We start from the raw sequence: 26,117 nt of genomic DNA on the forward strand, positions 1-26,117 counted from the left end.
GTCGTCGTGAACGCGCGGCCACCGTCGCTGAAGCGCGCGCTGATCGTCAAGCCGATGCTGATCCAGTTCGCGACGCTGACCATCATGCTCTCGGTGATCATCCTCGTGTTCATGCGGATGAGCAGCAACGTCGCGTATACCGAGAAGACGATCACCGGCGTAATCGCGCAGTCGATCGTTCGCCACGCCGATGGCCGAATGACGTTGCGCCCGACACCGGAACTGGCGCGACTGCGCGTGGAGACGCCCGGTCTCTGGTTCGTCGCGGAAGACGATCGCGGGCGCAACGTCACCCTTGGCCAGGTACCGCCGCCATACGCGCATTTCGGTGGTGCGCTGCACCGGCTTTCCTACATGCAGATCCGGGACCGGGCGCCACCCTATGGCTTGTCCGCGGTCATTCGACAGGAGGTTTCGCCGGTGGGCAAGCTGACGATCCTTGCGCACGGCAAGCTGGCCGAACTGACGGTCTCGATACTCATCGCGTCCAATCTCTTCAGCATCATGGTCATCGTCCTGCTGGCGCTGGTCTCGCTGGTGGTCACGCCGTGGATCGTCAGGCGATCGCTCGCGGGGGTGAACCGGATCGCGGAGGAGGCGGGACGGATCGATGCCCATCGTCGCTGCTGGACGCGGCCGTACAGCAGTATCTGTGGTTCGACGAGTAATCCTGCACGGCTCGAAACATCGAGCGACCAGCGCGGTTTCAGCGTGTAGACGCCCAATGCCTCGTCGGCCGAGAGATTGGTATCGCTGCGTCCAATCGCAACTTCGGACCCTATGACGAAGCTTTGGCCCACTTGGTTATCGTAGCCCAAATGCAGGCTATACCCAATGCCGTCTTTCCTGCGATCGATGACAGAGGATAGGTGTGGCAGGTCATAGTGAACCGTTGTTCGTCTCCAGTCGGTATCAGCACCGATCTTGAAGCCGCTGAATCTCGGCTCAGCAGGCGTGTCCTGGGACTCCATCTGTGTTGGTTCCGGTGCGTGCTGCTGGACTTGCGCCACGGCAGGTAGAGATATCGCCGCGCATATACTCGTGACCAGGTATGTGATCTTCATCGAACGCCTTCCATTTGGTCTGGATCAGACCGCACGAAGACTTTGTCCGCCGAGAATTGCGCAGGCATTGTGCGTTGGCCAGGCGCGCGAGTGCGGACGGTACTTTACACGCTGGAGCGCGGCAGTGACGTCGTGCCAGTGTCGGGAACAGGCGCAGTTCGGCGTCTACCGCGATCTCGTCGTCGCCGAGCCCGACCTCATCCCGCAACTCGGCGACTAGATTGCGAGCAGAGCTATCCCGATGATGTCTGTGTTCGCACCGTCGGAGCATCCGAACCTTCTAGTCTCGCCGTCCAGCCGCCGAAGCGGGCATAGAGCGTCGGCAGGACGAACAGCGTCAGCAGCGTGGCCGAGATCAGGCCGCCGATCACTACGGTCGCGAGCGGCTTCTGCACCTCGGCGCCAGCTCCATGTCCCAGAGCCATCGGTACGAAGCCGAGGCTGGCGACCAGTGCCGTCATCGCCACCGGTCGCAGTCGTGCCAAGGCGCCGTCGTGCGCGGCGCGTGCCCTGTCGATGCCGCGCGCCATCAGGTCGTGGATCGACGACACCATCACCAGACCGTTGAGCACGGCAATCCCCGACAGTGCGATGAACCCGACCGCAGCAGAGACGGAGAACGGCATGCCGCGAACCACGAGCGCGAGCACACCGCCGACCAGCGCGAGCGGCACGCCGGTGAACACGATCGCAGCGTCGCGGACCGAGCCGAGCGCGCCGTACAGCAGCAGCATGATGACCGCGAAGCAGACTGGCACGACGAGCATAAGGCGGTCGCGCGCGGAGGCGAGGTTCTCGAACTGCCCGCCCCATTCGACATAGGTACCGGGCGGCATCGTCACCAGCGCGTCGATCGCGGCGCGCGCGTCGGCGACTACGCCGGCGACGTCGCGGTCGCGGACGTTGGCCTGGACGACCACGCGGCGCTTGCCGTTCTCGCGGCTGATCTGGTTGGGTCCATCGACGACTGCGATGTCGGCGACGGTCGACAGCGGCACGAACCCACCTGCCGACGTCGGGACGGGGATCTGCGCGACCTGGGTAAGGTCCGATCGCGACGCTTCGGACAGGCGGATCACGACGGGGAAACGTCGATCGCCCTCGAAGATCATGCCGGCCTCGCGTCCACCGATCGCGGCGGCCAAGGTGTCCTGCACATCGCCCGCGGTGACGCCGATGCGTGACATCGCCATGCGGTTCGGGCGAATGTCGAGCATCGGCAGGCCTTCTGTTTGCTCGACGCGCACGTCGACCGCGCCGCGGGTCTTGCGCAGGATGTCGGCGATACGGTCGGCGGCGGCGTTCATGCCGCCGAAGTCGTCGCCGAAGATTTTCACCGCGATGTCGCCGCGCACGCCGGCGATCAGTTCGTTGAAACGCATCTGGATCGGCTGGGTAATCTCGTACGCGTTGCCCGGTAGCGCCGAGAGTTGCCGCTCCATTCGCGCGACGAGCGCTTCCTTGGCGAGGCTCGGGTCTGGCCATTCCGCCTTGGGTTTCAGGATGACGAAGGTGTCGGTGGCGTTCGGCGGCATCGGATCGCTCGCGATCTCGGACGTGCCGGTGCGCGAGAAGGCGAAGCGGACCTCGGGCTGGCGCGCGAGCAGCTTCTCGACCTGGAACTGCATCGCCTGGCTCTGGTCGACCGAGGTGCCGGGGATGCGGACCGCCTGGACGAGGATGTTGCCCTCGTCGAGCTGCGGCAGGAACTCCTGGCCGAGCGTGGTGAAGGCGACACCCGCCAGCGCCAGCGCGCCGACGGCGATGCCCAATGTGATATTCGGGCGGCGCATCGCCTTGCCGAGACCCGGTTCGTAGCGGCGACGCAGCCAGCCGATGATCCGGCTCTCTTTCTCGTCGACGGGCCGGCTGAGCGCTATCGCGATCGCCGCGGGGACGAACGTCATCGACAGGATGAAGGCGAAGACGAGCGCGATGATGACGGTCAGCGCCATCGGCTCGAACATCTTGCCCTCGACGCCGGTGAAGGTGAGCAGCGGCGCATAGACGAGAATGATGATCGCCTGCCCGTAGACCGAGGGGCGGATCATCTCGCGCGCCGATGCCGCGACCAGATCGAGCCTTTGTCGCAGAGGCAGTGGCTCGCTGCGGCCGTGCTGCGCGTCGCCCAAACGGCGGAGTGCGTTCTCGACGATGATGACGGCGCCGTCGACGATCAGCCCGAAATCGAGCGCGCCCAGACTCATCAGGTTCGCCGACACGCCGGCCTTCAGCATGCCGGTGCTTGTCAGCAGCATCGTGATCGGGATCACCAGCGCGGCGATCAGCGCGGCGCGGAAATTGCCGAGCAGCACGAACAGCACGACGATGACCAGCACCGCGCCCTCGGCGAGGTTGCGGGCGACGGTCGCGATCGTCGAATTGACGAGGTCGGTGCGGTTAAGCACCGGCTTCACCACGACGTCGACGGGCAGGGCCCGGCCGATCTCTTGTAGCCGCGTGCCGACGCCGGTCGAGACGGTGCGGCTGTTCTCGCCGATCCGCATGACTGCGGTGCCGACGACGACCTCGTGGCCGTTCTCCGACGCCGAGCCCATCCGCAATGCCTGGCCTGTGCGGACGGTGGCGATCTGGCTGAGCAGGATCGGCACGCTCTCGCGCGTCGCGACCACGGTGCGGGCGAGCTCGTCGGCGTTGCGGATCCGACCGTCGGCGCGGACGGCGAGACCCTCGCCGTTACGGTCAACGACCCCCGCACCCGCGCTGGTGTTGTTGCGTTCGAGCGCAATCGCGAGGTCGTTCAGCGTGATCTTCATCGCCGCCATCCGCTGGATATCGGGGACGACGAGATACTGCTTGGTATAGCCGCCGAGGCTGTCGACCCCCGCAAGGCCCGCGCTGCTCTTCAGCTGCGGGGTGACGATCCAGTCCTGCACGGTGCGCAGATACGTCGCCTTGTCGGGTTCGCTGACGAGGTGGTCGCCTTCGGGCGTGATGTAGCTGCCGTCCTTCTGCAGGCCGGGCTCGCCGTTGCGGTGGCGGACCTGATCGAGCTCGCGGTATTCGACGGTCCACATGAAGATATCGCCGAGACCGGTGGCGATCGGTCCCATCTCGGGCACCACGTCGTCCGGCAGGTCCTCCTCGGCGGTCCGCAGCCGCTCCGCCACCTGCGACCGCGCGAAGTAGATATCGGTCTTTTCGTCGAACACCGCAGTGACCTGCGCGAAGCCGTTGCGGCTCAAGGACCGCGTGTAGTCTAGGCCGGGGATGCCGGCGAGCGCGGTCTCGACGGTGAAGGCGACCTGTTTTTCGATCTGGTCGGGCGACAGTGCGGGTGCGCGGATGTTGATCTGGACCTGGTTGTTGGTGATGTCGGGGACGGCGTCGATCGGCAGCCGCTGGATGGCGAACATTCCGGCGAGCGCGGCGGCGAGCGTCAGCAGGAGGACGAGCCAGCGCTTCTCGACGGCGAGCGTTACGATACGCGAGAGCATGGTCTAGTCCTCGTCCTTCGCCGCGCCCTTGCCGAGTTCGGCCTTGAGCGTGAACGAGTTGGTCGAGGCGATGCGCTCCTCGCCGGTCAGGCCCGCGGTCACGGTAACCGCGCCGCCATTGGTGCGGCCGAGCGTCACCCGCGTCGCCCGGAAGCCGGTCGCGGTGCGGACGAAGACGTGTGGCCGGTCACCGATCATCTGCACGGCGGCCGAGGGCACGACGATGCTGCGGTCCCCGCTAGCGGGGAGAAGCACCGACACGCCGACATTCTCGCCGACGCGCCAGAGGCCGCCTGCATTGTCGATCGTCGCGATCACGGGGACGAGGCGCGTGGTTTCGTCGAGGATCGGCGAGACGAAGGTCACGCGTCCATCCTGGCGGCGGCCGGCGGACGTGACTTCCACACGTGCACCCGGCTTCACGCGGCCGGCATCAGCGGGCATGAGCGACATCGTCACCGACACCTTGGCGAGGTTGGCGACGCGGAAGATTTCGGCGTCGGCCGCGACCTGTTGCCCGAGCGTGGCCGACCGGGCGATCACCTGGCCGGCGATCGGCGAGCGTACCGCAATGCGGTTGAGTGCGCCGCCTCCGCCACCCGTGGCCGACAGCTGCTGCCGCGCGAGTCGGAGCGCGATGTTGGCTTCGGTTGCGGCGGTGCGGGCGGCGACGAGATCCTGCCCAGGTGACACGCGTTCGGCGAACAACCGTTGTTCGCGGCGTAGGTTCGACTGGGCAAGCGCGGACCGCGCACCGGCCGCCTCGACCTCGGCGTTGAGCGAGGCTGCCTCGCGGCTCTCGATGATCGCCAGTGTCCCGCCGCGGCCGATGGACTGACCGAGGTTGCGGGTGAGCGAGACCAGCCTGCCGCCGATCGGCGCGGCCACGACCTGAACGCCCTGCGGATCGGCCTCGATCGTCGCGGGCAGTTCGATCGCGCCGGCGACGCCGCCGACGGTCGGGCGCGTGACCTCGATACCGGCGTCGGCGATCTGCTGTGCCGACAGGGTCGCGACCGTGGGATCGCCGGAAGCCTTCTCTCGATCCTCGCCTGCCACCGCGTTGGCAGAGGGCGCCGGGTCGGGGGAGGGGCCACAGCCTGCGAATGCCAAGGCGGCAGCGGCAGGCGCGATCGCGCGCAAAATGGTGCGGTTCATCGGTCGGTGTCCTTGGCAATCGGCGCTTCGGCAGTCAGCCGTTCGAGGCGCGCACGTGCGTCGTGATAGGCGGCAAGCGCGTCGATCGCGGCCGTCCGTGTGTCGAGAAGCGTCCGCTCCGCGTCGAGCAGGTCGAGCTGCCCGAACTTGCCTTCGCGGTAGCCGATGCGCGCGATCCGCACAGCTTCCACGGCGGCTGTGAGCGCCGGCCCGGTCGCGTTGCGCGCCGTAGTCGCGGCGTTCGCGGCCTCAGCCTGCGTGGTGGCGATGTCCTGCTCGGCATCGAGCAACGCCACGCGGCGCAGCGCGTCCGACTGGTCGCGTTGCGCGTCTGCGACCACAACCGCAGATCGGCCGCCGTTGAAGACGGTTAGCGGAATCGAGACGCCGAAGACGGCGGCGGTGTCGTTGGTCTGTTCGAGCCGTCGGGCGCTGGCGCTGAGCGTCAGGTCCGGCACCCGCTGGCTGCGCGCGAGCCGCACCTGCGCGGTCGCGGTGTCGAGATCCGCGCGGGCTGCCGCGGCGATGAGTGTGCCCGTCGAACGGGATGGCTGGAGGGGGCCCAGCGCGTCCACCAGCTGGAACCAGGAGTCGTCGAGCGCGCCGACCGGCATTCCAATAAGCCGGGCAAGGTTCGTCCCGGCAACGGCGGCTGAACGGTCCGCCCGTTCCAAAACGCCCTCGGCCGCAAGGCGCGCTACGTCTGCGCGCTGTTCCTCCAGTGGTGAGGCGCGCCCCGCCTGCACCCGCACCTTGGCGGCGCGGAGCACTTCGGCGGCAATCCCGATCTGATCGCGCGCGACCGCTACACGACGTTGCGCGGTTACCCCGACGACATACGCCTGCGTGACCCGCAGTCGGAGGTCGGCGCGCGCGATCGCTGCTGCGATACCTGCGCGGCCGATCTGCGCGTCGGCGAGTGCCATCCGCGCCTGCCGCTTGCCGCCGCGTTCCAGGGGCAACGCCAACCCCAGCGTCGTTTCGGACGAGCGCAGGCCCCGATAGATCCCGGACCCCGCGACGTTCTCGGTCTCGGCGACGATCGACGGGTTCGGCCGAAGCGCAGCGACCCGGCGCTGCGCTTCGGCCGCGCGAACGCCGGCGGATGCGGCATCCTGGAAGGGCGACGACGCGCCTGCGCGGTCAAGCGCCTCGGCGAGCGTAAGGACCGGTTCCGCCAAAACCGGCGGACGGGTCTGGGCCTGCAGCGACGATGCGCAGGCGCCTGCGGCCACGATAGCCGCGAGAATACGATGCATGGGAATGCTCCTGACGAAGTAGACGCGGGCGCGCATCGCGCACCTGATCGACGTGTCAGGCCCGGGGCGGTCTCAGCGCGGTGTCGGCGTTCCGCCCGACCAGCGCCGCGCCGTCGGAGGACGCGAGCGTGGCGCCGGTTGGACCGGTTATGCCGTCCAATGCGTCGGAGTCCGGCGCGCTCATATGGTGCGCGTGGCAACTGCCGTGATGATGCGGATAGCCCTTGTCGGCATCGGCCGCGACCTGATCGCCATCGCTATCGATATGCAAAGCAGCTTCGTACTGGCTGGTCTCGATGCAACCGCCAACCTCGGCCGCATGCGCCACCCCGACCCATGTGGTCAGTACGAGCATCAGACAGGCAAGGAAGGGCAGGAGCCTACGCATCGCCGACCGAATAGCAGATGCCTGCGCCGCTGTAACGGGCGTCGTGGTGAAGCGGTGGCGGAGCAGGCGTTACGCCTGGACACGAGATGCGTGGCATAGTTGCTGCAGATTTCGAATTCGGCTCTTCTGGTGCCGTGATGGGTATCGACGAGACCCATCTCGCCAAATTCCGGTCGAAGCATCGACACCGGCCGCGTGCATTGGCGGCGTACGCCGGATTTCCCGTGAACGAGCCCCGGCGATGCGGTAGCGCGGCTGGGCAGCTCTATCGGGATACCGCGCCATGATCATCTCCAGCGACGAATTCGTCGATCTGCCCTCAGCCGATGGCGGCGTGATGCGGGTTCATGTGTTTCGCCCGGCGATCGAGGGGCGGTTTCCCGGGGTTTTGCTGTTCTCGGAAATCTATCAGGTGACGGCGCCGATCCGGCGACTGGCGGCGTATATCGCGGGGCACGGCTACTGTGTCGCGGTCCCCGAGGTGTATCACGAGTATGAAGCGCCCGGGACCGTGCTGGCGTACGACACCGCCGGTACGGATCGCGGCAACGCGCTGAAGATCGCCAAGCCGGTTGCGGCGTTCGATGCCGATGCGACCGCCGGACTGGATTTTCTGGCCGGACACGCGGCCTGCACGGGACGGCTCGCGACGGTGGGCGTCTGTCTGGGCGGGCATCTGGCGTACCGCGGGGCGCTCGATCCACGGGTGAAGGCGGCGGCATGCTTTTATCCGACCGATATCCATGCGGGATCGCTCGGGCTCGGCAAGGATGACGACAGCCTAGCGCGGATGGCGGACCTGAAGGCGGAGACGCTGTTCGTCTTCGGTCGCGCCGATCCGCATGTGCCGTTTGCCGGCCGGGCACTCATCCGTGCGCGCTTGGAAGAGGTCGGTGCGCGCTATGAATGGCATGAGGTCAACGCCGCGCACGCGTTCCTGCGCGACGAGGGACCACGGTACGACGCGGCGCTGTTCGCGCAGGCGACCGGCTGGATGTTCGCATTGTTCCAGCGGGTTCTGTCTGCCTCCTACTGAGGGTCCAGCGCCTTGTGTACCGGTAGCGATCGCGTGATTTCGCTATTGAAAGACGGCTGTCTGCCGGGTGTGCCCCAGTTGGACTGAGCCGTTCTCTGCGACGCTTCGTCCGTAAACCGTCGATGGAGCGATTTATGAATTTGCGACACGATGACGATGCGCGTTCGGCGGTCGTACCACGACTTAACCCGCTGAAAAGTCGCTGAAGACTGTCCAAGGCCTCGAACCGGTAGAGCCGACCCCGTAATATTGGCAAAACCGAACCATCTTGACTCGTCGACCAATAGCAGTGAGATAGCGCTATCAACGGACCCGCACAGACGGGCGTGACGAGGAATGGGGATGGCTTTTAACGCTATTGATGTCGCATGCCCGTCGGCCAGTTGGTCGAGCCGGTGGAGTACGTCGCGCAGTACCTAGCGCCCGGCACCTGACGTTTTTCAAGCTTTCATAACAACGAGACGCTTCCTGCCGCCAGTCGGACAGCGAGGTTCCAAGAGGATCCTGAACATGACGCCTTTCAAAATGGCCCCTCGTCTTACGCGCGCTGCGCTCTTGTGCGCGACGACGATGGTAGCGCTGTCGGCGACCGTTGCGGCGGCGCAGACCATTCCGCCAACGCAGGACCCTGCACCCGCGGCGTCGCAAGGTGCCGCGCCCGCCGCCGCCGGGCCGACCGCGCCTGCCGCGTCGCCAGCAGCGGCCCTGCCGAACTCCGACCAGACCCCCGGCACGATCGATGCGGCCGATAGCGGCGACATCGTCGTCACCGGCTATCGTTCGAGCCTGGCCAAGTCGACGAACGCGAAGCGCGCAGCGACCGGCTTCACGGATTCGATCTTCGCCGAGGACATCGGCAAGTTCCCCGACACCAACATCGCCGAATCCTTCAACCGGATCCCCGGCATCACCATCACGCGCGACGTGACCGGCGAAGGTACGAACGTCGCGATCCGTGGCCTCGGATCGAACTTCACGAACGTCACGCTCAACGGCGCGACGATCGCGGTGGCGTCGTCGGGCGCGACCGATGCGCAGGGCACCGATCGCTCGGTCGATCTCAGCTTCTTCCCGACCGACCTGTTCACCAAGCTGACGGTCAACAAGAGCTATACCGCGGACCTGCTCGAAGGTGGTGCGGCGGGTAACATCGACCTCCGTTCGGCGCGGCCGTTCGATCGCGCGACCTCGTTCCTGGCGTATAACGTGCAGGGTACGAAGCAGTCGCCCGAGGACCGGATCGGTGCTCGCGGCTCGCTGATCGGCAGCTGGCGCGGTGACAAGGTCGGTATCCTCGCAGGCGTGTCCGCCCAGCGCCTGTTCACCGACACGCGCGGGTTCGAGACGATTGGCTATACCAATCCAGCGCTGACGACGCCCAACGGCATCGCCGGTACGACCAACGGCGTGCAGAACACGCCAACCGCTGCACAAACACTTGCTGCCCAGTGCCGTGCCAACAATGCGAGCTGCAACGGCACCGGCGGGGGCAACTGGACCATCCCCGGGTTGGTCCCGGCCGGCGCTGGCGCCGGGTTGGTCGCTGGCACGGTGATTAATCAGGATTTCCTGCTCGCGAACAACCCAGGTGCGACGATCCAACAGATTGACAACGCGTTGCTGCCGCGGCTCGGGCGTTCGACCAGCATTCGCGGTCCGCGTGACCGTATCAACGCGATTCTCAGTGCGGAATGGCAGCCGTCCGATACGCTGCATTTCTACGTGGATGGCCTGTACGGCTACAAGAAGAACGACCTGACGCGCGAGAACATGGCGTGGATCGTCCGCAACGGCGCGATTATCCCGACCAACCTGACGTTCGACAAGGCCGACTGCACGATCGGCTGCGTCGTCACCGGCGGGACGTTCGCCAACGCGCAGTTCTTCAACGAATTCCGTCCTTACACCGAGACGACGAAGCTCTTCAGTATCAACCCCGGCGGCGAGTGGGAAATCTCCGACACGCTCAAGCTGAACCTGCAGGGCAACTACGCGCGCTCGACCTTCCACCGCGAGAATCCATCGGTCGGCCTGACGACCCCGCTGGGTATCGGCAACACCGTGACCTATTCCAACGACGGCAGCGGCATCCCGACGATCCAGAGCGCGCTGGACCTGAACGATCCGGCGAATTTCGGCTGGAATCCCGGTAGCCGCGTCAACATCTCCGACGAACGCCGGCTCAACAAGAGCAAGGGCGCGCGCGGCGACCTGACCTGGGGCAAGCCGGCCCTCAACCTGAAGGTCGGCGGCGCGTTCGACGACGTGTCGCGCCGGATCAGCAGCAACGACAACAGCCAGGCGTACCAGAACGCGGTTTGCGGCAATAATCCCAGCGTGTTCGTAGCCTCGCCGAATTCGCAGCCGCCCTGCGAAGGCCTGAATGCGCCGGGCGTGATCCCAGCCGGCTACCCGACCTATCCGGGCTTAGGCACCGGATCGACCGCGGGCATGACCGGCCCGGTAACCTATGGTGGTTCGCTCGTTCCCAACTCGGCGGCCCCAAGCTACCTGACACCAGGGCCGGCCGGTTTCGTGACGGTCGACTGGCCGAAGTTCGCAGCCGCGACCAACTATGACTTCTACCACGACAATTCGCCGGAAAGCGGCGCGTCCACCACGGGCGCAAGCGGCGGCGGCATTCGCGAAGTGGTGAAGTCTGCGTTCGCCACGGTGAACGGCGAACAGGACCTTGGCGGCAACATGCTGCGGTTCAACGTCGGCGTGCGCTACGTCAACACGATCCAGACGATCACGGGTCGCGTGTCGTTGCCCGATCCCCGCAATACGACCGCGACCGGCGTCGCGTTGCCGGACGGTAGCCGCTATCCGAACCTCGTCAGCATCGTGTCGACGCGCAACGTCTATTCGAAGTGGCTGCCCGCCGCGACCTTCGCTTACGACGTCAGCGAGCACGCGGTGGTGCGCGTCGCCGGATCGCGTACCATGACGCGTCCCGATCCGTCGGCGCAGTTGCCGGGCGTGAACTTCGGCGCACCGTCGGCGGATCAGGCGTCGATCGGCAACCCGGCGCTCGAGCCGTACATGTCGACGAACATCGATCTGGGCTTCGAATATTATACCGGCCGCGAAGGCGTGGTCAGCTTCAATGCGTTCCGCAAGTCGATCAAGGGCTTCACGAACACCGCGATCAGCACGGTTCCGTTCTCGAACCTGTCGCAATACGGGATCACCTACGATACGCTGAACCCGACGCAGCAGATCGCGATCAACTCGCGCGGCGGCCCCGGCACGGCGCAGGTCCAGGTCACGTCGCAGGTCAACGTGGCGGACAAGCTGACCATCAACGGGCTCGAATTCCAGTGGGTCCAGCCACTCGACTTCCTGACCAAGAATATCGGCATTACCGGGTTCGGCTTCAACGCCAATGCGACGGTCGTCGACCAGACCAGCAAGGGTGCGGCAACCGCGTTTGGTGTGGCGCCGTTTACCTACAACATCACGGGCTATTACGAAAAGCACGGTGTGATGCTGCGGGTGTCGACCACCTCGCGCGAGGGCTCGCAGAACAGCGGCGCGGCGCAGAACGGCATTCCGGCAGCGGCATTGTTCGGTACGGACTATACGACGTATGATTTCTCATCGTCGTTCGACTTGGACAAGATCTTCGGTTTTGCCGGGGCGCCTCAGCTGACGGTCAATGTCGCGAACTTCACCAATGCGACGTTGCGGTCGTACTTCCAGTTCGAGAATGCGACCTTCACGCAGTACAAGCCGGGTCGTCAGTTCCTGGTCGGTCTGCGCGGGACCTTCTAGTAGACCGGACGGTGCGGTCGTGATGCGATCGCACCGTTAGTATTTACCTCAAGACGTGGTCGCGACCGGGTCTACGATCGCACCTATGATCGACAAGATCGGTTCGACGATACTAGCGCAGCCGGCGAGATTTAGCAGGTAAGACCCGACGGGGGCGCGGTCGGGCTACGGATAGCCGATGCGAGGTCCGCCAAGCGCAGTCAGCGGGTTTCACATGGGGCTGTCCGCCTGCTCACGACAGGAGAGACGACGATGTCACAGGCCGTATCACGCCGTACGCTGATGGGTGGTGCCGCATGTGGCGCTGCGCTGGCGACGCTGCCCTTGCTCGCTGTCGAGGCACATGCGGCGCCCGACCCACGGACCGCGTTTGCCTTGATCGAAAAGGGCATTCCGGCGACAGTCATGATCGATGCCGACGCCGACAGTGCGGTTCGGCACGTCGCGACCAATTTTGCGGCAGATTTGGAGAGGGTCAGCGGCACTGCTGCGCGATTGATTGAAGGCACGAGCGGAGCAGTGCGAGGACCCGTCGTCGTGATAGGCGTGCTGGGCCACAGCGCTTTGATCGATCGTCTCGTGGCGGCGGGCAAGATCGCGGCTGCCGACCTGCACGGCGAATGGGAAGCGTTTCGGCAGATCGTGGTCGACGACCCGATGCCGGGCGTGTCGCGTGCGCTGGTGATCGTCGGGTCCGACCGGCGGGGCGCGGTGTACGGTACCTACGACGTATCCGAGCGGATCGGCGTTTCGCCGTGGTACTGGTTCGCCGACGTGCCCGTCCGTCGTCAGCGCGACGTGCTGATCCCTGCCGGCTCGAGGCGTGACCAGCCCAAGGTCCGCTATCGCGGGTTCTTCATCAACGACGAAGATCCTTGCCTCAGCGGATGGGCGAAGAAGGCGTTCGGTGGCGTGAACGCAGCGATGTACGTGCACGTCTTCGAACTGCTGTTGCGGATGAAGGGCAATTATCTGTGGCCCGCCATGTGGGGCAAGGCGTTCGCCGACGACGACCCCGCGAGCATGGTGCTGGCCGACGCGATGGGCGTGGTGATGGGCAATTCGCACCACGAGCCGATGCTGCGCGCGCAGGCCGAATGGCATCGTCACGAAGATGGCGGCGTCACCGGCGGTGCGTGGGATTACGACAGGAACGGCGCCAACCTGCGAAAATTCTGGCGCGGCGGGATCGAGCGCATGATGGCGAAGGGCGGCGGCCAGCATTACGACTCCGTCGTGACCGTCGGCATGCGCGGTGATGGCGACGAGGCGATGGCCGAGGGCACCGCGACCGGGCTGCTCGAACGCGTCGTCGCCGACCAGCGCAAGATCATCGCCAACGTGACCGGCAAACCGGCGACCGAGACGCCTCAGGTCTGGGCGCTCTACAAGGAAGTGCAGGACTATTACGATCACGGCATGAAGGTGCCGGACGACGTCACGTTGTTGTTCTCGGACGATAATTGGGGTCAGATCCGCCGCCTGCCCGATCCTGCTGCGCGCCCGCGCGAGGGTGGCTACGGTGTCTATTACCACTTCGATTATGTCGGCGGTCCGCGCAACTACAAGTGGATCAATACCAACCAGATCGAGAAGACCTGGCAGCAGATGGACCTCGCGTACCGGCGTGGTGCGGCGCAGATCTGGATCGTCAACGTCGGCGATATCAAGCCGATGGAATATCCGCTGAGCTTCTTCCTGGCGCAGGCCTGGAACCCGGATGCGATGACCCCCGCTGCGGTTGCCGACTATCCGCGCGCATGGGCGACGGCGACGTTCGGCCCCGAACAGGCGCGCGCGATCGGCGAGATCGTCACGCAGTACAGCCAGTATGTCGCACGCCGAAAGCCCGAACTGATCGACCAGGACAGTTTCCCGCTAGGCGGAGTCACCCCCAAGGGCCTCGATGGCGGCGAGTTCGGCGCGATGGTTGAAGGGTGGGACGCGCTGGAGGCACGGATGATCACAGTTCGCACCACGCTGCGGCCGGATCAGCGTGATGCCTATTACCAGTTGGTCGAGTTTCCCGTGGCGGCGGTCGCGAACCTGTACCGGATGTATTACGGCACCGCGTGGAACCGGCTGCTGGCCTCGAAGAACGACGCCCGCGCCAATTATTTTGCCGACCAGGTCGAAACCGCTTTCCGCCGCGACGGCGAACTGACGCAGCGGTATCACGCTATCAACGGCGGCAAGTGGGATGGCATGATGGCGCAGGTCCATATGAGCTATGTCATCTGGAACGATCCCACCAAACAGACCATGCCGAGCATCATCCGGGTCGGTGCCGATACGCCTGAGGCAAAGCGTCGGCAGCAGCCGGTCTTCGTTCCGACGCCCGCGACGCAGGCCGGTATCGTCGCCCTCGAAGCACCCGCGTTCAGTCGCGCACGCGACGGCAAGGGGCTGCGCTGGACGACGATCCCGCATCTGGGTCGTACGGCAGGGGCGATGATCGCGATGCCGCAAGGTCGACCTGCAACGCTGGCGAGTGACGGCGTCTGTCTGGAATACGATGTCGCCGTGGCGAAGGCGGGACGAGCTACCGTGACGCTGTACCTCGTACCGACGCTCGACACGTTCGGTCATGACGGATCGCGCATCGGCGTGTCGATCGACGGCGGTGCGGTTCAGATCCTGCGCGCGGTGCTCGAGCCGACCGGAGGCGATACGGACAATGCCGCCAAGGAGCGCTGGGCGGATGCGGTGCGTGACAATGGCGTACGATTGTCGACAGCCCTTGGTGATGTCGCTAGCGGCCGTCACACGATCAAGATCTGGCGGCTGGACGACAATATGGTGCTCCAGAAGCTGGTACTTGCGGCCATCCCGGTACCGATGTCCTATCTCGGTGCGGTTCCCGTCGCCTGACGGAACGCGCCGCGCGCCTATCCCTCAGGGTATTCGACGATGCCTGTTTCCTTGGGAAGGGCGACGTAGTAGCATCAAATACGCAGACATTAGATTGGTAAGTCCAGTGGCAAAGCCCGCCTCCCAGAACGCGCTGTTCGCGGTCGGAAAATACGACGCTCCCGCGAACGATCGCTTGTATCAGCGGCTGGCGCGGCGGCTGTTCGAGGAACTGGTCGCCGGCACCTATGCGATCGGCGATCGGCTGCCCGCCGAACGCGAGCTGGCGATCGATTACGGCGCCAGTCGCCCGGCGGTGCGTGAAGCTCTCATCGCGCTGGAAGTGCAAGGTTTTATCGAAGTCCGTGTCGGCTCCGGGGCGTATGTCTGCCGGCTGCCGGGGCAGGGCGAAGAGCCGGGTTTCGCGATCACCGCGTTCGAACTGACCGAAGCGCGGATCATGTTCGAGGGTGAGGCGGCAGCGCTCGCAGCAGTCCAGATCACCGATGCCGAGATCGACCTACTCGACGGACTGGTCGAGGCGATGACGACCGAGAATTTGCTGACCGAAGTCACCGAGATCGCCGATCGCGATTTCCACATGGCAATCGCCAAGGCGACGCGGAATTCGGGCGTTGTCCGGACGATCGAGGATCTGTGGCATTTACGCTCGACGTCGCCCGAATGCGCGCTTCTCCATGCCAAGGCGCGCAACGCCAAGGTGCGCCCGGTCGTCGCCGAACATGCTGCAATCGTTGATGCTTTGCGCGCGCGCGATGCGGCGGCAGCGCGGGGCGCGATGCGCGCGCACCTGACGTCGGTGATGGACCACCTCCTGTTCCAGACCGAAGAGATGGCGATGGAACAGGCTCGACTAGCGCTTGCGACGACTCGCCAGCGTTACGGCGGCGTCCCGACCATTTGATCCAGATGGCGACCGCGCGCTTATAGGTTGTCAGACCAATTCGATCGTTGCTATCGACATCGAGAGCATGTGGCTGCATCGCCATGGGAAAACGGGGATGAGCGGCTGATGAAGATGACCCAGACCATGCGATGGTTTGGCCCGAACGACCCGGTGCCGCTAAACGCCATCCGTCAGGCCGGCGCGACCGGGATCGTCACGGCGCTGCACAAGGTCGCCAATGGCGACGTGTGGACCGTCGATGCCATCGCCGCGCGTCGCGTGATGATCGAGGACGCCGGGCTCGACTGGAAAGTGGTCGAGAGCCTGCCCGTCGTCGAGGATCTGAAGCGGCGCTCGGGCGACTGGGATCGGCTGATCGAGGCCTATGTCGCCAGCCTGCGGAATCTGGCGGGGCAGGGCATCGAGGTGGTAACCTATAATTTCATGCCGTTGCTCGACTGGACGCGGACCGACCTGAGCTGGGCGTTGCCGGACGGCGCGCGGGCGTTGCGGTTCGAGCTGCATACGCTCGCCGCCTACGACATCCACATCCTGCGTCGCCCGGGCGCCGAGCAGGACTACGCCCCCGATATCGTCGCTATCGCCGCCGAGCGGTTCGCGGCGATGGACGATGCCGCGCGCGCGACGCTGGAGCGGACGATCATCGCCGGGCTGCCGGGTAGCGAGGAGAGCTTCAGTTCGCCGCAGTTGCTCGAACAGATCGGAACCTATGCCGACATCGACGCAGGCCGGTTGCGCGCGAACCATGTCGCGTTCCTCGAGGCGGTGTGTCCGGTCGCCGAGGCGGAGGGCATCCGGCTGGTGGTGCACCCCGACGATCCGCCGTTCCCGATCTTCGGCCTGCCGCGCGTGGTGAGCACCGAGGCGGACGTCAGCGCGCTGTTCGCCGCGGTGCCGTCGGCCGCCAACGGACTGTGCTTTTGCAGCGGATCGTTCGGCGTGCGCGCGGACAACGACCTGCCGGGGATGGTCCGGCGGCTCGGCGAGCGCATCGGCTTCGTGCATCTGCGATCGGTGCAGCGTGAACCCGGTGGCGCGTTTCACGAGGCGGCGCATCTGGAGGGCGATGCGAACATGCCCGCGATCATGACCGAGCTGGTCGCGTTGCAGGCACGCACCGGACGGTCGCTGCCGATGCGTCCCGACCACGGGCACCAGATGGTGGACGACCTCAACAAGCGGACCAACCCCGGCTATTCACTGATCGGCCGGCTGCGCGGGCTGGCGGAACTGCGCGGACTGGAAACGGGTATCGCGCATGGCCGGGGCGCCGCGTAGGAACCGAGCCTACCGCGTCATCGCCAGCTGCGTATCGTCGAGCGCCAGGTCCACCAGCTTGCGCATCGCCGCGTTGGCGGCCGCTGGGTCGCTCGCGGCGATCGCCTCGTACACGCGGACGTGGTCGGGGATCGGGTTGCGCGGCAGCGACCGGGTGCGCTGCTTGAACTGCGTCGTCCAGCTGACCGCCGCGCCGATGCTGGCGCTGAGCACGACGAGCGCGTCGTTGCGGGTCGCCTGCAACACGGCGTTGTGGAACTCGCGGTCGGCAGCGCGGCCGGCTTCGGTGGCCAGCGTGTGGCGGCGCATCGCGGCGAGCGATTCCTTCATCACGGCAAGGTCGGCACGATCGCGTCGCTCCGCGGCCAGCGCGGCGGCGGCGGGCTCGACGATCGCCCGCAGCTCGAACAGTCCACGGACGAAGTCGATGTCGGGTTCGCCCGCAAACGCCCAGGCGAGCACGTCCGGATCGAGCAGGTTCCAGCGACTGCGCGGCAGCACGCGGGTACCGGTTTTGGGTCGACTTTCGACCAATCCCTTCGCCATCAGCACCTGGACCGCCTCGCGGTAGGCGCTGCGCGACACGTCCAGCGCCTCCGAAAACGCGACTTCGCCCGACAATGTGTCGCCCGGCAGATACTCGCCCGACAGGATCGCGGTGCCCAGCTTGTGCGCGATCGCGCCGTGCAGCCGCCGTCCCGTACCGCGTGGCGGGCGTGGCGGCGTAGCGCTTTCCGACGGTATCGCCGCGTCCGACGCGATTGGCGTATCCGACGACGGGCTCGTCTGATCGGGATTGAAGTTCGTCATTGGTAAGCTCCCATCACCGGGGTGATAGCCGCGTGACAATCGCGAGACGATAAGAGATTTTCTGTCCTGGGGCCCAGAAGGCGCGGATTCGGGCCGAAATCGATACATCGCGGCATAGTGCGACCCGCGTGGGTGGCCGCGATCGTCAGGGCTGTTTGTCCACCGGCTGGACGCCGCTGTGGTCGATCACGCTGCGCGCGGCGGCTGGCCAGGCATCGCCCTCGACCTTGATATTGTCGACCGCCCGGTTGTTCAGATAGTCGGTCCACGACCCCTGCAGCCGGCCGGAATTGTACCAGTTGCCGATCGCCAGATTGTCCAGCGCGGTGCGTTTCGGCGCGATGAAATCCTGTGAGTTGAGGTTCAGCCAGACGCCGCCGACGCGGTCGATCACGTTGTTGCGGATCGTGACGTAGCGCGATCCCTCGTCGAGGTAGACCGCGATCCCGCCAGCACCCGCGACGTCGGCGATGTAGTTGTCGGCGATCAGCGCGCCCGGATCGGCGGACAGATGATAGATCGCGCCGCCATCGGGAAACCACTGCTTGACCCGGGTCACACGGTTGCCGACTACGACCGTGTCGCGCAGCGTCGTCGGCGTGTCGTAGACCAGATTGCCCGGCTGGTCGTAATAGCCGCGCTGCTGCCGCCAATATTCCGCGCTGCCGCCGGGGTCGTTCGTGCCCCATCCCCAGCCGATGTCGATCCCGTCATACGGCGCGTCCGACACGTCGTTGTTCGCGATCACCGTCCCCGATGCATAGGTGACGAGGATAGCCGACTGCTCCTTGTAGTCGCGCGATACGCCGGCGATCCGGTTGTCGCGGATCAGGATGTCGCGCAGGCCCATTTCGGGGCGCGAGGGATGGTGCGCGTCGGGACGGATGCCGCCGACCATGATCGCACCGCCGGCGAGGTCGCTGAAGCCGTTGCGCGTCACCTCGATCGCCGCGGCGCCGAGCCCGACGTCGCCGTCGTTCGCGTCGGGATTGTTGCCGATGCCGAGCGCGACCTGCCCAAGTTGCGAGAACTGGTCGTCGTCGAACACGATACGGGTCGCAGCAGCCACCTGCACTGCGGCGGGCTGCTGGTTCCAGCGGTTGCGCATCGCCTCGAACGCGGGGCATCCCCAGCTGCAATCGCGGATCGGATCAGCGGGATAACCGGTCACGTCGCCCGCCAGATAGGCACCGCTCTGCTGGCTTGCATAGCCTTGCGGGCCCGAGGGCTGCAGCCAGCTGGTGTGGCGAAACGCGAGGTGGCGGAACTGGAGGTCGCGGACCGGTCGATCATAGCTGCCGCCGATCGCGACGAGTCGTTCGAGGATCGGCATCACGACCTCGGCGCGGCGCATGTCCTCGCCCGGCAACGGCTTGTAGTAGAGCAGCCCCGCCTCGGGATCGACATACCATTGGCCGGGCTCGCGCAGGAAGGCGAGCGCATTGACCAGGAACAGGCGCGCGACCTCGGCCGAGACCGGCCGAGCGATCGTGTCGTAGCCGATCAGATTATTGCGCCAGCCCGGCTGTTGCATGACGATGCGCGCGCCTTCGATCGATCCCGCTGCGACCGACCCGCCTTCGATGCGGTCGACGACGGCGTGGCGGTGCGTGAACCAACTCATGCCCTCGATCTCGATACGGCGCTGGTCGGGGAGCGAGGCGAGTTCGCGCCACGCCGGGTCCTTGATGTCGAGGCCCCAGGTCTGGAACGTGACGGCGGAGCGCGGAATCTCGATGCGGGCACGGCTGGCGAGCTGGCCGTTTACCATCAGTTGCCGCGGATCGGCGCCCTTCGGCACGGCGGCGGACCAGATGCCCTTCGCGCGATCGGCGAGCCGCCACCCGTCGATCGGCATGCCGCCCGACAGGATCGGACGCGTGCCGGGCTCGCCTTCCCAGCGGACGGTGAAGCCGTTCTGACCGCCATCATCGGCGGTGAAGCGGAGCGGTGCGGTCAGCCGATAGGTGCCCGGCGCGATCCGCACGGTGACGTCGTGATCCGGGTTGAGGCGTCGCACCGCGGCTTGCGCGCGCGCGGGCGTCGCGAACGGATGCGCGGTCGATCCGTCGCCTGCGTCGGATCCGTTCGGCGACAGGTGGAGCACGACCGGCACGGGAGCGGGGCGGTTTGGGATGACGATGTGATGGCGCGCAGGCGCTGCGGGCGGCGCGATCACGGGAAAGGTCGGTTGCGGCGGAAGCTGCGCGAGCGCGGAGGATGGCCGGGTCGCGAATCCCGTCGCCATCAGCATCATCGCCGATACCGCACGTGTCAGGGTCGGCATCGCGTCTCTCCCGGTCGGTCAGAATGCCGCCGGCGTCGGCAGCCGACGCGCATCGCCGCGCTGTCGGGACATGCCCGATCCCGCGCCGCAGCGCAGGATCGGGCGGTCGTCGATCAGAGGACGCGGTTGATGAGGTTCTCGATCCGCTCCTGCTGGCCGGAGACCGGCTTCGGGTCGATGTCGCGCTCGACGGCCAGATCCGCGATGCCGGCGAGGTCGAGGCCACCGATCGCGCCACCGAATTCGCCGTCCCAACCGGCATAGCGCTTGGTCTTGATCGCATCGATGCGGCCGTCTTCGATCAGCTTGGCGGCATTGAGCAGGCCCTTCGCGACGACGTCGATCGCGCCGACATGACCGTAGAACAGGTCGGCCGGGTCCATGCTCTGGCGCCGCACCTTGGCGTCGAAGTTGAAGCCGCCGGTGGTGAACCCGCCGGCGCGGATGATCTCGAGATTGGCGAGCGTCAGTTCCTCGACCGAGTTCGGGAATTGATCGGTATCCCAGCCGTTCTGCGGATCGCCGCGATTGGCGTCGATCGAACCGAAGATCCCGAGCGCCGCGGCGGTCGCGATCTCATGCTCGAACGTGTGGCTGGCGAGCGTCGCGTGGTTCGCCTCGATGTTGACCTTGACCTCGTTCTCAAGGCCATAGCGCTTGAGAAAGCCGTACACCGTAGCGGTGTCGAAGTCGTACTGGTGCTTGGTCGGCTCGAACGGCTTGGGCTCGATCAGGATCGTGCCGGTGAAGCCGATCTTGTGCTTGTGCTCGACGACCAGGCTCAGGAAGCGGCCGAAATTGTCGAGCTCGCGCTTCATGTCGGTGTTGAGCAGCGTCTCGTAACCCTCGCGACCGCCCCACAGCACATAGTTCTGGCCACCGAGGCGGTGTGTCGCCTCGAGCGCATCGCGGACCTGCATCGCGCCGAACGCGAACACTTCCGGATCGGGGTTGGTCGCGCCACCAGCGGCGAAGCGCGGGTGGCTGAACAGGTTGGCGGTGCCCCAGAGGAGTTTGCGGCCCGATGCGGCCTGGAGCTGTTCGAGATGATCGACGGCTTCGGCGAAGAACTTGCGGTGCTCGGTGATGTTGGCGGCGTCGGCCATCACGTCGACGTCGTGGAAGCAGTAATAGGGCACGTCGAGCGTCTTGAAGAACTCGAACGCGACCTCGCGCTTCATCGCCGCGGCGGCGCTGTCGTTGGCGCCGCGGTGCCATGGGCGATCGAACGTGCCGCCGCCGAACACGTCGGAACCGGGCCAGCAGAAGGTGTGCCAGAAGCACGCGGCGAAGCGGAGGTGATCCTCCATGCGCTTGCCGAGGACCATCTTGTCCTTGTCGTAGAAGCGGTACGCCAGCTCGTTGGTGCTGTCGGGGCCCTCATATTTGATCTGGGGGATATCGGCGAAGAAGTCGGACATCAAAGCTTCCTACGATTTTGGGGTGATGCGGGAATAGGCTTGGCGGAACGCGGCCTTCTTCTCGGCGAGCGCCGAGACGAGGGCAGGGTCGGGGACGATGGTGTGCGAGACGGGAGGCGCGACGCAGATCTCGGCGGGGTCGCCGCCGTCGACGCCGAGCTGGGCAAGCCGTGCGGCGCCCAGCGCGGGGCCGACCTCGCCGCCCTGGAGGTAGACGAGTTCCACCTCCATCGCCGCGGCGATCACCTGGCCCCAATAGCGCGAGCGGGCACCGCCGCCGATCACCGCGAGGCGCTCGACCGTCGTGCCGGCCTCCCGCAACACGTCGAGACCGTCGGCTAGCGCGAACGCCACGCCTTCGAGCACCGCCTGCGACAGGCGGCCGGCGTCGGTGTCGTTGTCGAGGCGGAGGAAGGCGCCGCGCACCTCCGGATCGTTGTGCGGCGTGCGCTCGCCCGAGAGGTAGGGGAGGAAGATCTCGGGGCCACTGGCGGGACCAGCCGCCTCGGCGCGCGCAAACAGGTCTGCAGCACCGGCGGCACCGGTGATCCGCGCGACCCAGTCGATGCACGATGCGGCGGACAAATGGACCGACATCTGGTGCCACATACCGGGTAGCGCGTGACAGAAGGCATGGACCGCGCGCGCCGGATTGGGGCGGAAGTCGTTGGTCGCGACGAAGATGACGCCCGACGTGCCGAGCGACAGCAGCGCATCGCCGTCCTTGACGACGCCGACCCCGACCGCGCCCGCAGCATTGTCGCTGCCGCCTGCGGCAACCGGGACTTGCGGCATGCCCCACAGTTCGGCGACCTCGGCGGTAAGCGTGCCGGTGATCTCCGTGCCCTCGTACAGCGACGGCATCTGCGCCTGTGTCAGTCCGCACGCGGCGAGGATCTCGTCGCTCCAGCAGCGGCCACCGACGTCGAGCCACAAGGTGCCCGCGCTGTCCGACAGGTCCGATGCCTTGTCGCCGGTCATCAGCAACCGGACATAGTCCTTGGGCAGCAACACCGTCGCGATTTTCGCAAAGACCTCGGGCTCATGCTCGCGCACCCACAGCAGCTTCGGCGCGGTGAAGCCCGGCATCGCGATGTTGCCCGATATGGTGCGCAGGTCGGGAACGGCGCGCTCCAGTGCCTCGCATTCGGCAAAGCAACGCCCATCGTTCCACAGGATCGCGGGCCGCAGCGGCTTGTCGTCGGCGTCGAGCAAGGTCGCGCCGTGCATCTGGCCGGCGAGCCCGACGCCGCGCACCGAGCGGCGGACGCTCGGGTCGATCGCCTGCACTGCGGCGATGGTCGCCTTCCACCACGCATCGGGATCCTGTTCGGACCAGAGCGGATGCGGCCGCTGCACGGTCAGCGCGGCGGTACCCTGGCCCACCACGCTGCCATGCTCGTCGAGAACCACGGCCTTGACACCCGAGGTGCCGATATCGATTCCGAGGAACATCAGTTGACGAACGGATCGATGGTCGGGATCGAGCCGTCGGGCGCGAACTTGAGTTCGGTCACCTTGACGTTGCGCAGGTGGTTCTTGTTGCTCATCTGCGTGTCCGCATAGAACAGCCACCATTTCTTGTTCCATTCGACGATCGAATGGTGGCTGGTCCAGCCCTGTACCGGCTTCAGGATATGGCCGCGATAGGTGAACGGGCCGTACGGGTTGTCGCCGGTCGCGTAGTTCAGGAAGTGCGTGTCGCCGGTCGAGTAGGTGTAGTAATATTTGCCGCCGCGCGTGAAGACCCAGGACGCCTCGAAGAAGCGGCGCTCATGGTCGCCGCCGAGCACGGGCTTGCCGGCTTCGTCGAGGATCTGGACGTCGCGCGGGGTCTCGGCGAAGCTCTTCATGTCGGGATTGAGCTTGGCGATCTTGCCCGACAGCGCGGGCTGGTCGTCCTTGCCGAGATCGGTGTCCGAACCGTTGGCGTCGAACTTGCCGTCCTTCCAGCGCTGGAGCTGACCGCCCCAGATGCCGCCGAAATACATGTAGCTCGCGCCGTTCGCGTCGGTGAACACTGCGGGGTCCATCGAGAAGCTGCCGGCGATCGGCTTGGGATCGGCCTTGAACGGACCCACCGGGCTCTTCGAGGTGGCGACGCCGATGCGGAACGTGCCGAGACCGTTCTTGTCGAGCTGTTTGTCGCGCGCCGGGAAGTACAGGTAATAGGTGCCGTTCTTGTAGGCGGCATCGGGGGCCCACATCTGCTGCGACGCCCAGGGCACGTCCTTCACGTCGAGCGCGACGCCGTTGACCTTCACCGGGCCGCCGATGCGGTCCATGCTCAGCACGCGGTAATCGCGCATCGCATATTGGTTGCCGAGATCGTCGTCGGCGATCTTCACGTCGATGTCGTGGCTCGGATAGACGTAGATCTTGCCGCCGAAGACGTGCGCGGAGGGGTCGGCGGTGTAGATGCTGGTGACCAGGGGCTGCGACAGATAGCGCTTGCCGTCGGGGCTGCGCGGTTCCTTGCCGGCGGACGTGGTTTTCGCCCCGGGCGTCGAGGGGGCGTTCCCCCCATTGGTCTGGGCGAGGGCGATCGTCCCCGTTGCGGCAAGTGCGGCAATGACGAGCGTAGGCGCGAGGCTGAAACGCATCGGTCCGTGGTCCTTCCTAATGTTCACCATCTGATGTGGTGTCGAGCTTCGATGTGTTTGGGTAGCGCTACCGTACGAAACGTGTCAACTCTTAGCACGCCGGGCGGACGACTGTCGACATGACCTTAGTCGCCTGTGGGCCTACTCGGCTCACTTCCTCCACGCGTAGGGACCGACCAGCGTGCCGACGAAGCCGCCCGCGGTCCTGGTGCTGAGAATGCGCGCGTCGACGTCGCGTGCGAGGGTCTTCTTGCCGCCGGCGCCATCATAATCGAACGCCATCGTGCCGCCGTTCGCGCGGATCGTCAGCGTGACGGGGCCCGTGCCGGCGACGGGTGCGGAGGCGACCAATTGCTCCTTGCCCTTGTCGGCAGTGTAGAGCGCGACGACGGGCTTGCCGGCAATCCGGGTAATGCCGAAGAAAAGGTAGTTCGCGTCACTCTGCATCGCGACCAAGCCAGCGCGGTCGCCATCGGTGTCGGGGGTAAAGCGGACCGTGGTCGACATCGTCGCGACGTGATGCTGCTGACGGCGTCCGACGAACGACGGCACCTTGGAAAGATCGCCGATGCATCCGCCGCGGTCGAGGATCAGGTCGCCGTGGTCGAGCCGATAGAAGGGCGTCTTGGGCGTGCGTACGCCGACCCATTGCATCGCCAGCTTGCTGCCGTCGAAGCTGTCGACATAGCCGAAATCGCCGCTGGTCGGGATGCGGCTGGGCGGGCTCGCAGGCAGCCTGGGCTTGGTGCCGACGAACGGGACCGGCTGGCCCTTCGGCAGGATGATCGGCCAGCCATCCTTCCATGTTACCGGTAACAAGAACGTCTCGCGGCCGATATTGTAATAGTCGCCCTCGTACGGCCGCACGCCGAGGAAGGTCGCGTACCAGTCGCCGTTCTGAGTCTCGACGAGCTTGGCGTGGCCGGTCGAGGTGACCGGGTTGGGCCGCGCTGGATCGAGATCGCGCTGAGTCAGGATCGGATTGCCTGCGAACGGGACATAGGGCCCGAGGAGGGACTTCGAGCGCAGCGCGACCTGCGAGTGGTTCACGCTGGTGCCGCCCTCGGCTGCGGTCAGGTAATAATAGCCGTCCTTGCGGAAGATGTGCGGTCCCTCGATCCACACCGGCTTTTTGGAGATGTCGACGCCGCCATTGATTAGCTGCGTGCTGTCGCCGACCATTTTCCCGGCGCGCCAGTCATATTCCTGGATCCAGATCGCGCGGTGGCCATCGTATCGCGCCGGCTCGGCGGGCGCGCGATTGTTGACGATATACGCCTCGTCGCCTTCCCAATAGATCGATGGGTCGATGCCTTCGAACGGCAGCCAGATCGGGTTCGACCACGGCCCCGCCGGGTCCTTCGCGGTGATGACGAAATTGCCTCTGCACTCGACGCACGTGTTGACGATGTAGAAGACGCCGTCGTGATACGAGATGTCGGGCGCGAACACCGCCTGCGACGTGCGCATGCCGGTGAAGTCGAGCTGCTCCGGCCGGTCGATCGCGTTGCCGATCTGAGTCCAGTTCACCAGATCCTTCGACTTGAAGATCGGCAGGCCGGGATAATGCGCGAACGAGGAGAGGACGAGGTAATAGTCGTCGCCGACGCGTGTCACCGACGGATCGGGATAATAGCCCGACAGGATCGGGTTGCGATATTGATTGGGGCCGACGCTAACCTTCTCCTGCGTGTGGCCGTCATAGCTGAAGCTGCTGAACCGCGGTGCGTCGCTGGCGAAGGCGGGTGTTCCGAGGGCGAGACCGGCGAGCAGCGCGAGCGTCTGGATTTTCATGGCGGT

General features: G+C 65.9%; 16 protein-coding genes. 6 read left to right on the top strand and 10 right to left on the bottom strand.

Going from position 1 to position 26,117, the window contains the following annotated elements; genetic code table 11:
* The first annotated feature begins 6 nt into the window (after positions 1-6).
* Positions 7-717 (top strand): hypothetical protein, encoded by a 711-nt coding sequence (locus tag E5673_RS05815; protein WP_136189282.1) that lies wholly within the window; start codon positions 7-9, stop codon positions 715-717.
* A gap of 580 nt (positions 718-1,297) precedes the next feature.
* Here the strand turns inward: E5673_RS05815 and E5673_RS05820 are convergent.
* From E5673_RS05820 to E5673_RS05835, 4 genes are read right to left on the bottom strand one after another with little or no spacing between them, the layout of a single operon-like run.
* Entirely contained in the window at positions 1,298-4,522 is a 3,225-nt protein-coding gene (locus E5673_RS05820) for a CusA/CzcA family heavy metal efflux RND transporter (RefSeq protein ID WP_136189283.1), read from the bottom strand.
* A gap of 3 nt (positions 4,523-4,525) precedes the next feature.
* A complete protein-coding gene (locus E5673_RS05825; protein WP_136189284.1) occupies positions 4,526-5,680 on the bottom strand; it encodes an efflux RND transporter periplasmic adaptor subunit in 1,155 nt (384 codons plus the stop codon).
* Positions 5,677-6,939: a TolC family protein gene (locus tag E5673_RS05830; RefSeq protein WP_136189285.1), complete on the bottom strand. Its 1,263-nt coding sequence runs from the start codon at positions 6,937-6,939 to the stop codon at positions 5,677-5,679. Before E5673_RS05830 ends, E5673_RS05825 begins: the two co-directional genes overlap by 4 nt.
* 55 nt (positions 6,940-6,994) lie before the next feature.
* Entirely contained in the window at positions 6,995-7,327 is a 333-nt protein-coding gene (locus tag E5673_RS05835) for a hypothetical protein (protein WP_136189286.1), read from the bottom strand.
* 283 nt (positions 7,328-7,610) lie between these two features.
* Between E5673_RS05835 and E5673_RS05840 the strand changes: the two genes are divergently transcribed.
* The 5 genes from E5673_RS05840 to uxuA all read left to right on the top strand — a co-directional run bounded on the left by E5673_RS05840 (position 7,611) and on the right by uxuA (position 17,196).
* Positions 7,611-8,363: a dienelactone hydrolase family protein gene (locus E5673_RS05840; protein WP_136189287.1), complete on the top strand. Its 753-nt coding sequence runs from the start codon at positions 7,611-7,613 to the stop codon at positions 8,361-8,363.
* 510 nt (positions 8,364-8,873) lie between these two features.
* A complete protein-coding gene (locus E5673_RS05845; protein ID WP_136189288.1) occupies positions 8,874-12,140 on the top strand; it encodes a TonB-dependent receptor in 3,267 nt (1,088 codons plus the stop codon).
* Between the two features lie 252 nt (positions 12,141-12,392).
* Positions 12,393-15,011, top strand: coding sequence for a glycosyl hydrolase 115 family protein (locus E5673_RS05850; RefSeq protein WP_247599602.1), 2,619 nt, complete (start codon positions 12,393-12,395; stop codon positions 15,009-15,011).
* A gap of 133 nt (positions 15,012-15,144) precedes the next feature.
* Positions 15,145-15,915, top strand: a complete 771-nt coding sequence (locus E5673_RS05855) for a FadR/GntR family transcriptional regulator (RefSeq protein ID WP_247599660.1) — start codon at positions 15,145-15,147, stop codon at positions 15,913-15,915.
* A 108-nt stretch (positions 15,916-16,023) separates the two neighbouring features.
* Entirely contained in the window at positions 16,024-17,196 is a 1,173-nt protein-coding gene (gene uxuA / locus E5673_RS05860) for a mannonate dehydratase (protein ID WP_210731811.1), read from the top strand.
* A gap of 9 nt (positions 17,197-17,205) precedes the next feature.
* On the opposite strand, the gene E5673_RS05865 is transcribed toward uxuA, so the two are convergent.
* From E5673_RS05865 to E5673_RS05890, 6 genes are all read right to left on the bottom strand, one after another.
* Positions 17,206-18,006: a FadR/GntR family transcriptional regulator gene (locus E5673_RS05865; protein ID WP_136189290.1), complete on the bottom strand. Its 801-nt coding sequence runs from the start codon at positions 18,004-18,006 to the stop codon at positions 17,206-17,208.
* A 145-nt stretch (positions 18,007-18,151) separates the two neighbouring features.
* The gene (locus E5673_RS05870) at positions 18,152-20,293 is read right to left on the bottom strand and encodes a right-handed parallel beta-helix repeat-containing protein (protein WP_210731812.1); all 2,142 of its coding nucleotides are present in this window, start codon (positions 20,291-20,293) and stop codon (positions 18,152-18,154) included.
* Positions 20,294-20,406: 113 nt separating this feature from the next.
* A complete protein-coding gene (xylA, locus tag E5673_RS05875) occupies positions 20,407-21,717 on the bottom strand; it encodes a xylose isomerase (RefSeq protein WP_136189291.1) in 1,311 nt (436 codons plus the stop codon).
* Between the two features lie 6 nt (positions 21,718-21,723).
* Entirely contained in the window at positions 21,724-23,169 is a 1,446-nt protein-coding gene (xylB, locus tag E5673_RS05880) for a xylulokinase (protein WP_136189292.1), read from the bottom strand.
* Positions 23,169-24,317: a glycoside hydrolase family 43 protein gene (locus tag E5673_RS05885; protein WP_136189293.1), complete on the bottom strand. Its 1,149-nt coding sequence runs from the start codon at positions 24,315-24,317 to the stop codon at positions 23,169-23,171. The genes xylB and E5673_RS05885 overlap by 1 nt, the downstream gene beginning before the upstream one ends.
* 150 nt (positions 24,318-24,467) lie before the next feature.
* A complete protein-coding gene (locus E5673_RS05890; protein WP_136189294.1) occupies positions 24,468-26,111 on the bottom strand; it encodes a glycoside hydrolase family 43 protein in 1,644 nt (547 codons plus the stop codon).
* Between the last annotated feature and the right edge of the window lie 6 nt (positions 26,112-26,117).

Origin of the sequence: Sphingomonas sp. PAMC26645 (genome assembly GCF_004795835.1) — a bacterium.
Classification (GTDB): domain Bacteria; phylum Pseudomonadota; class Alphaproteobacteria; order Sphingomonadales; family Sphingomonadaceae; genus Sphingomonas.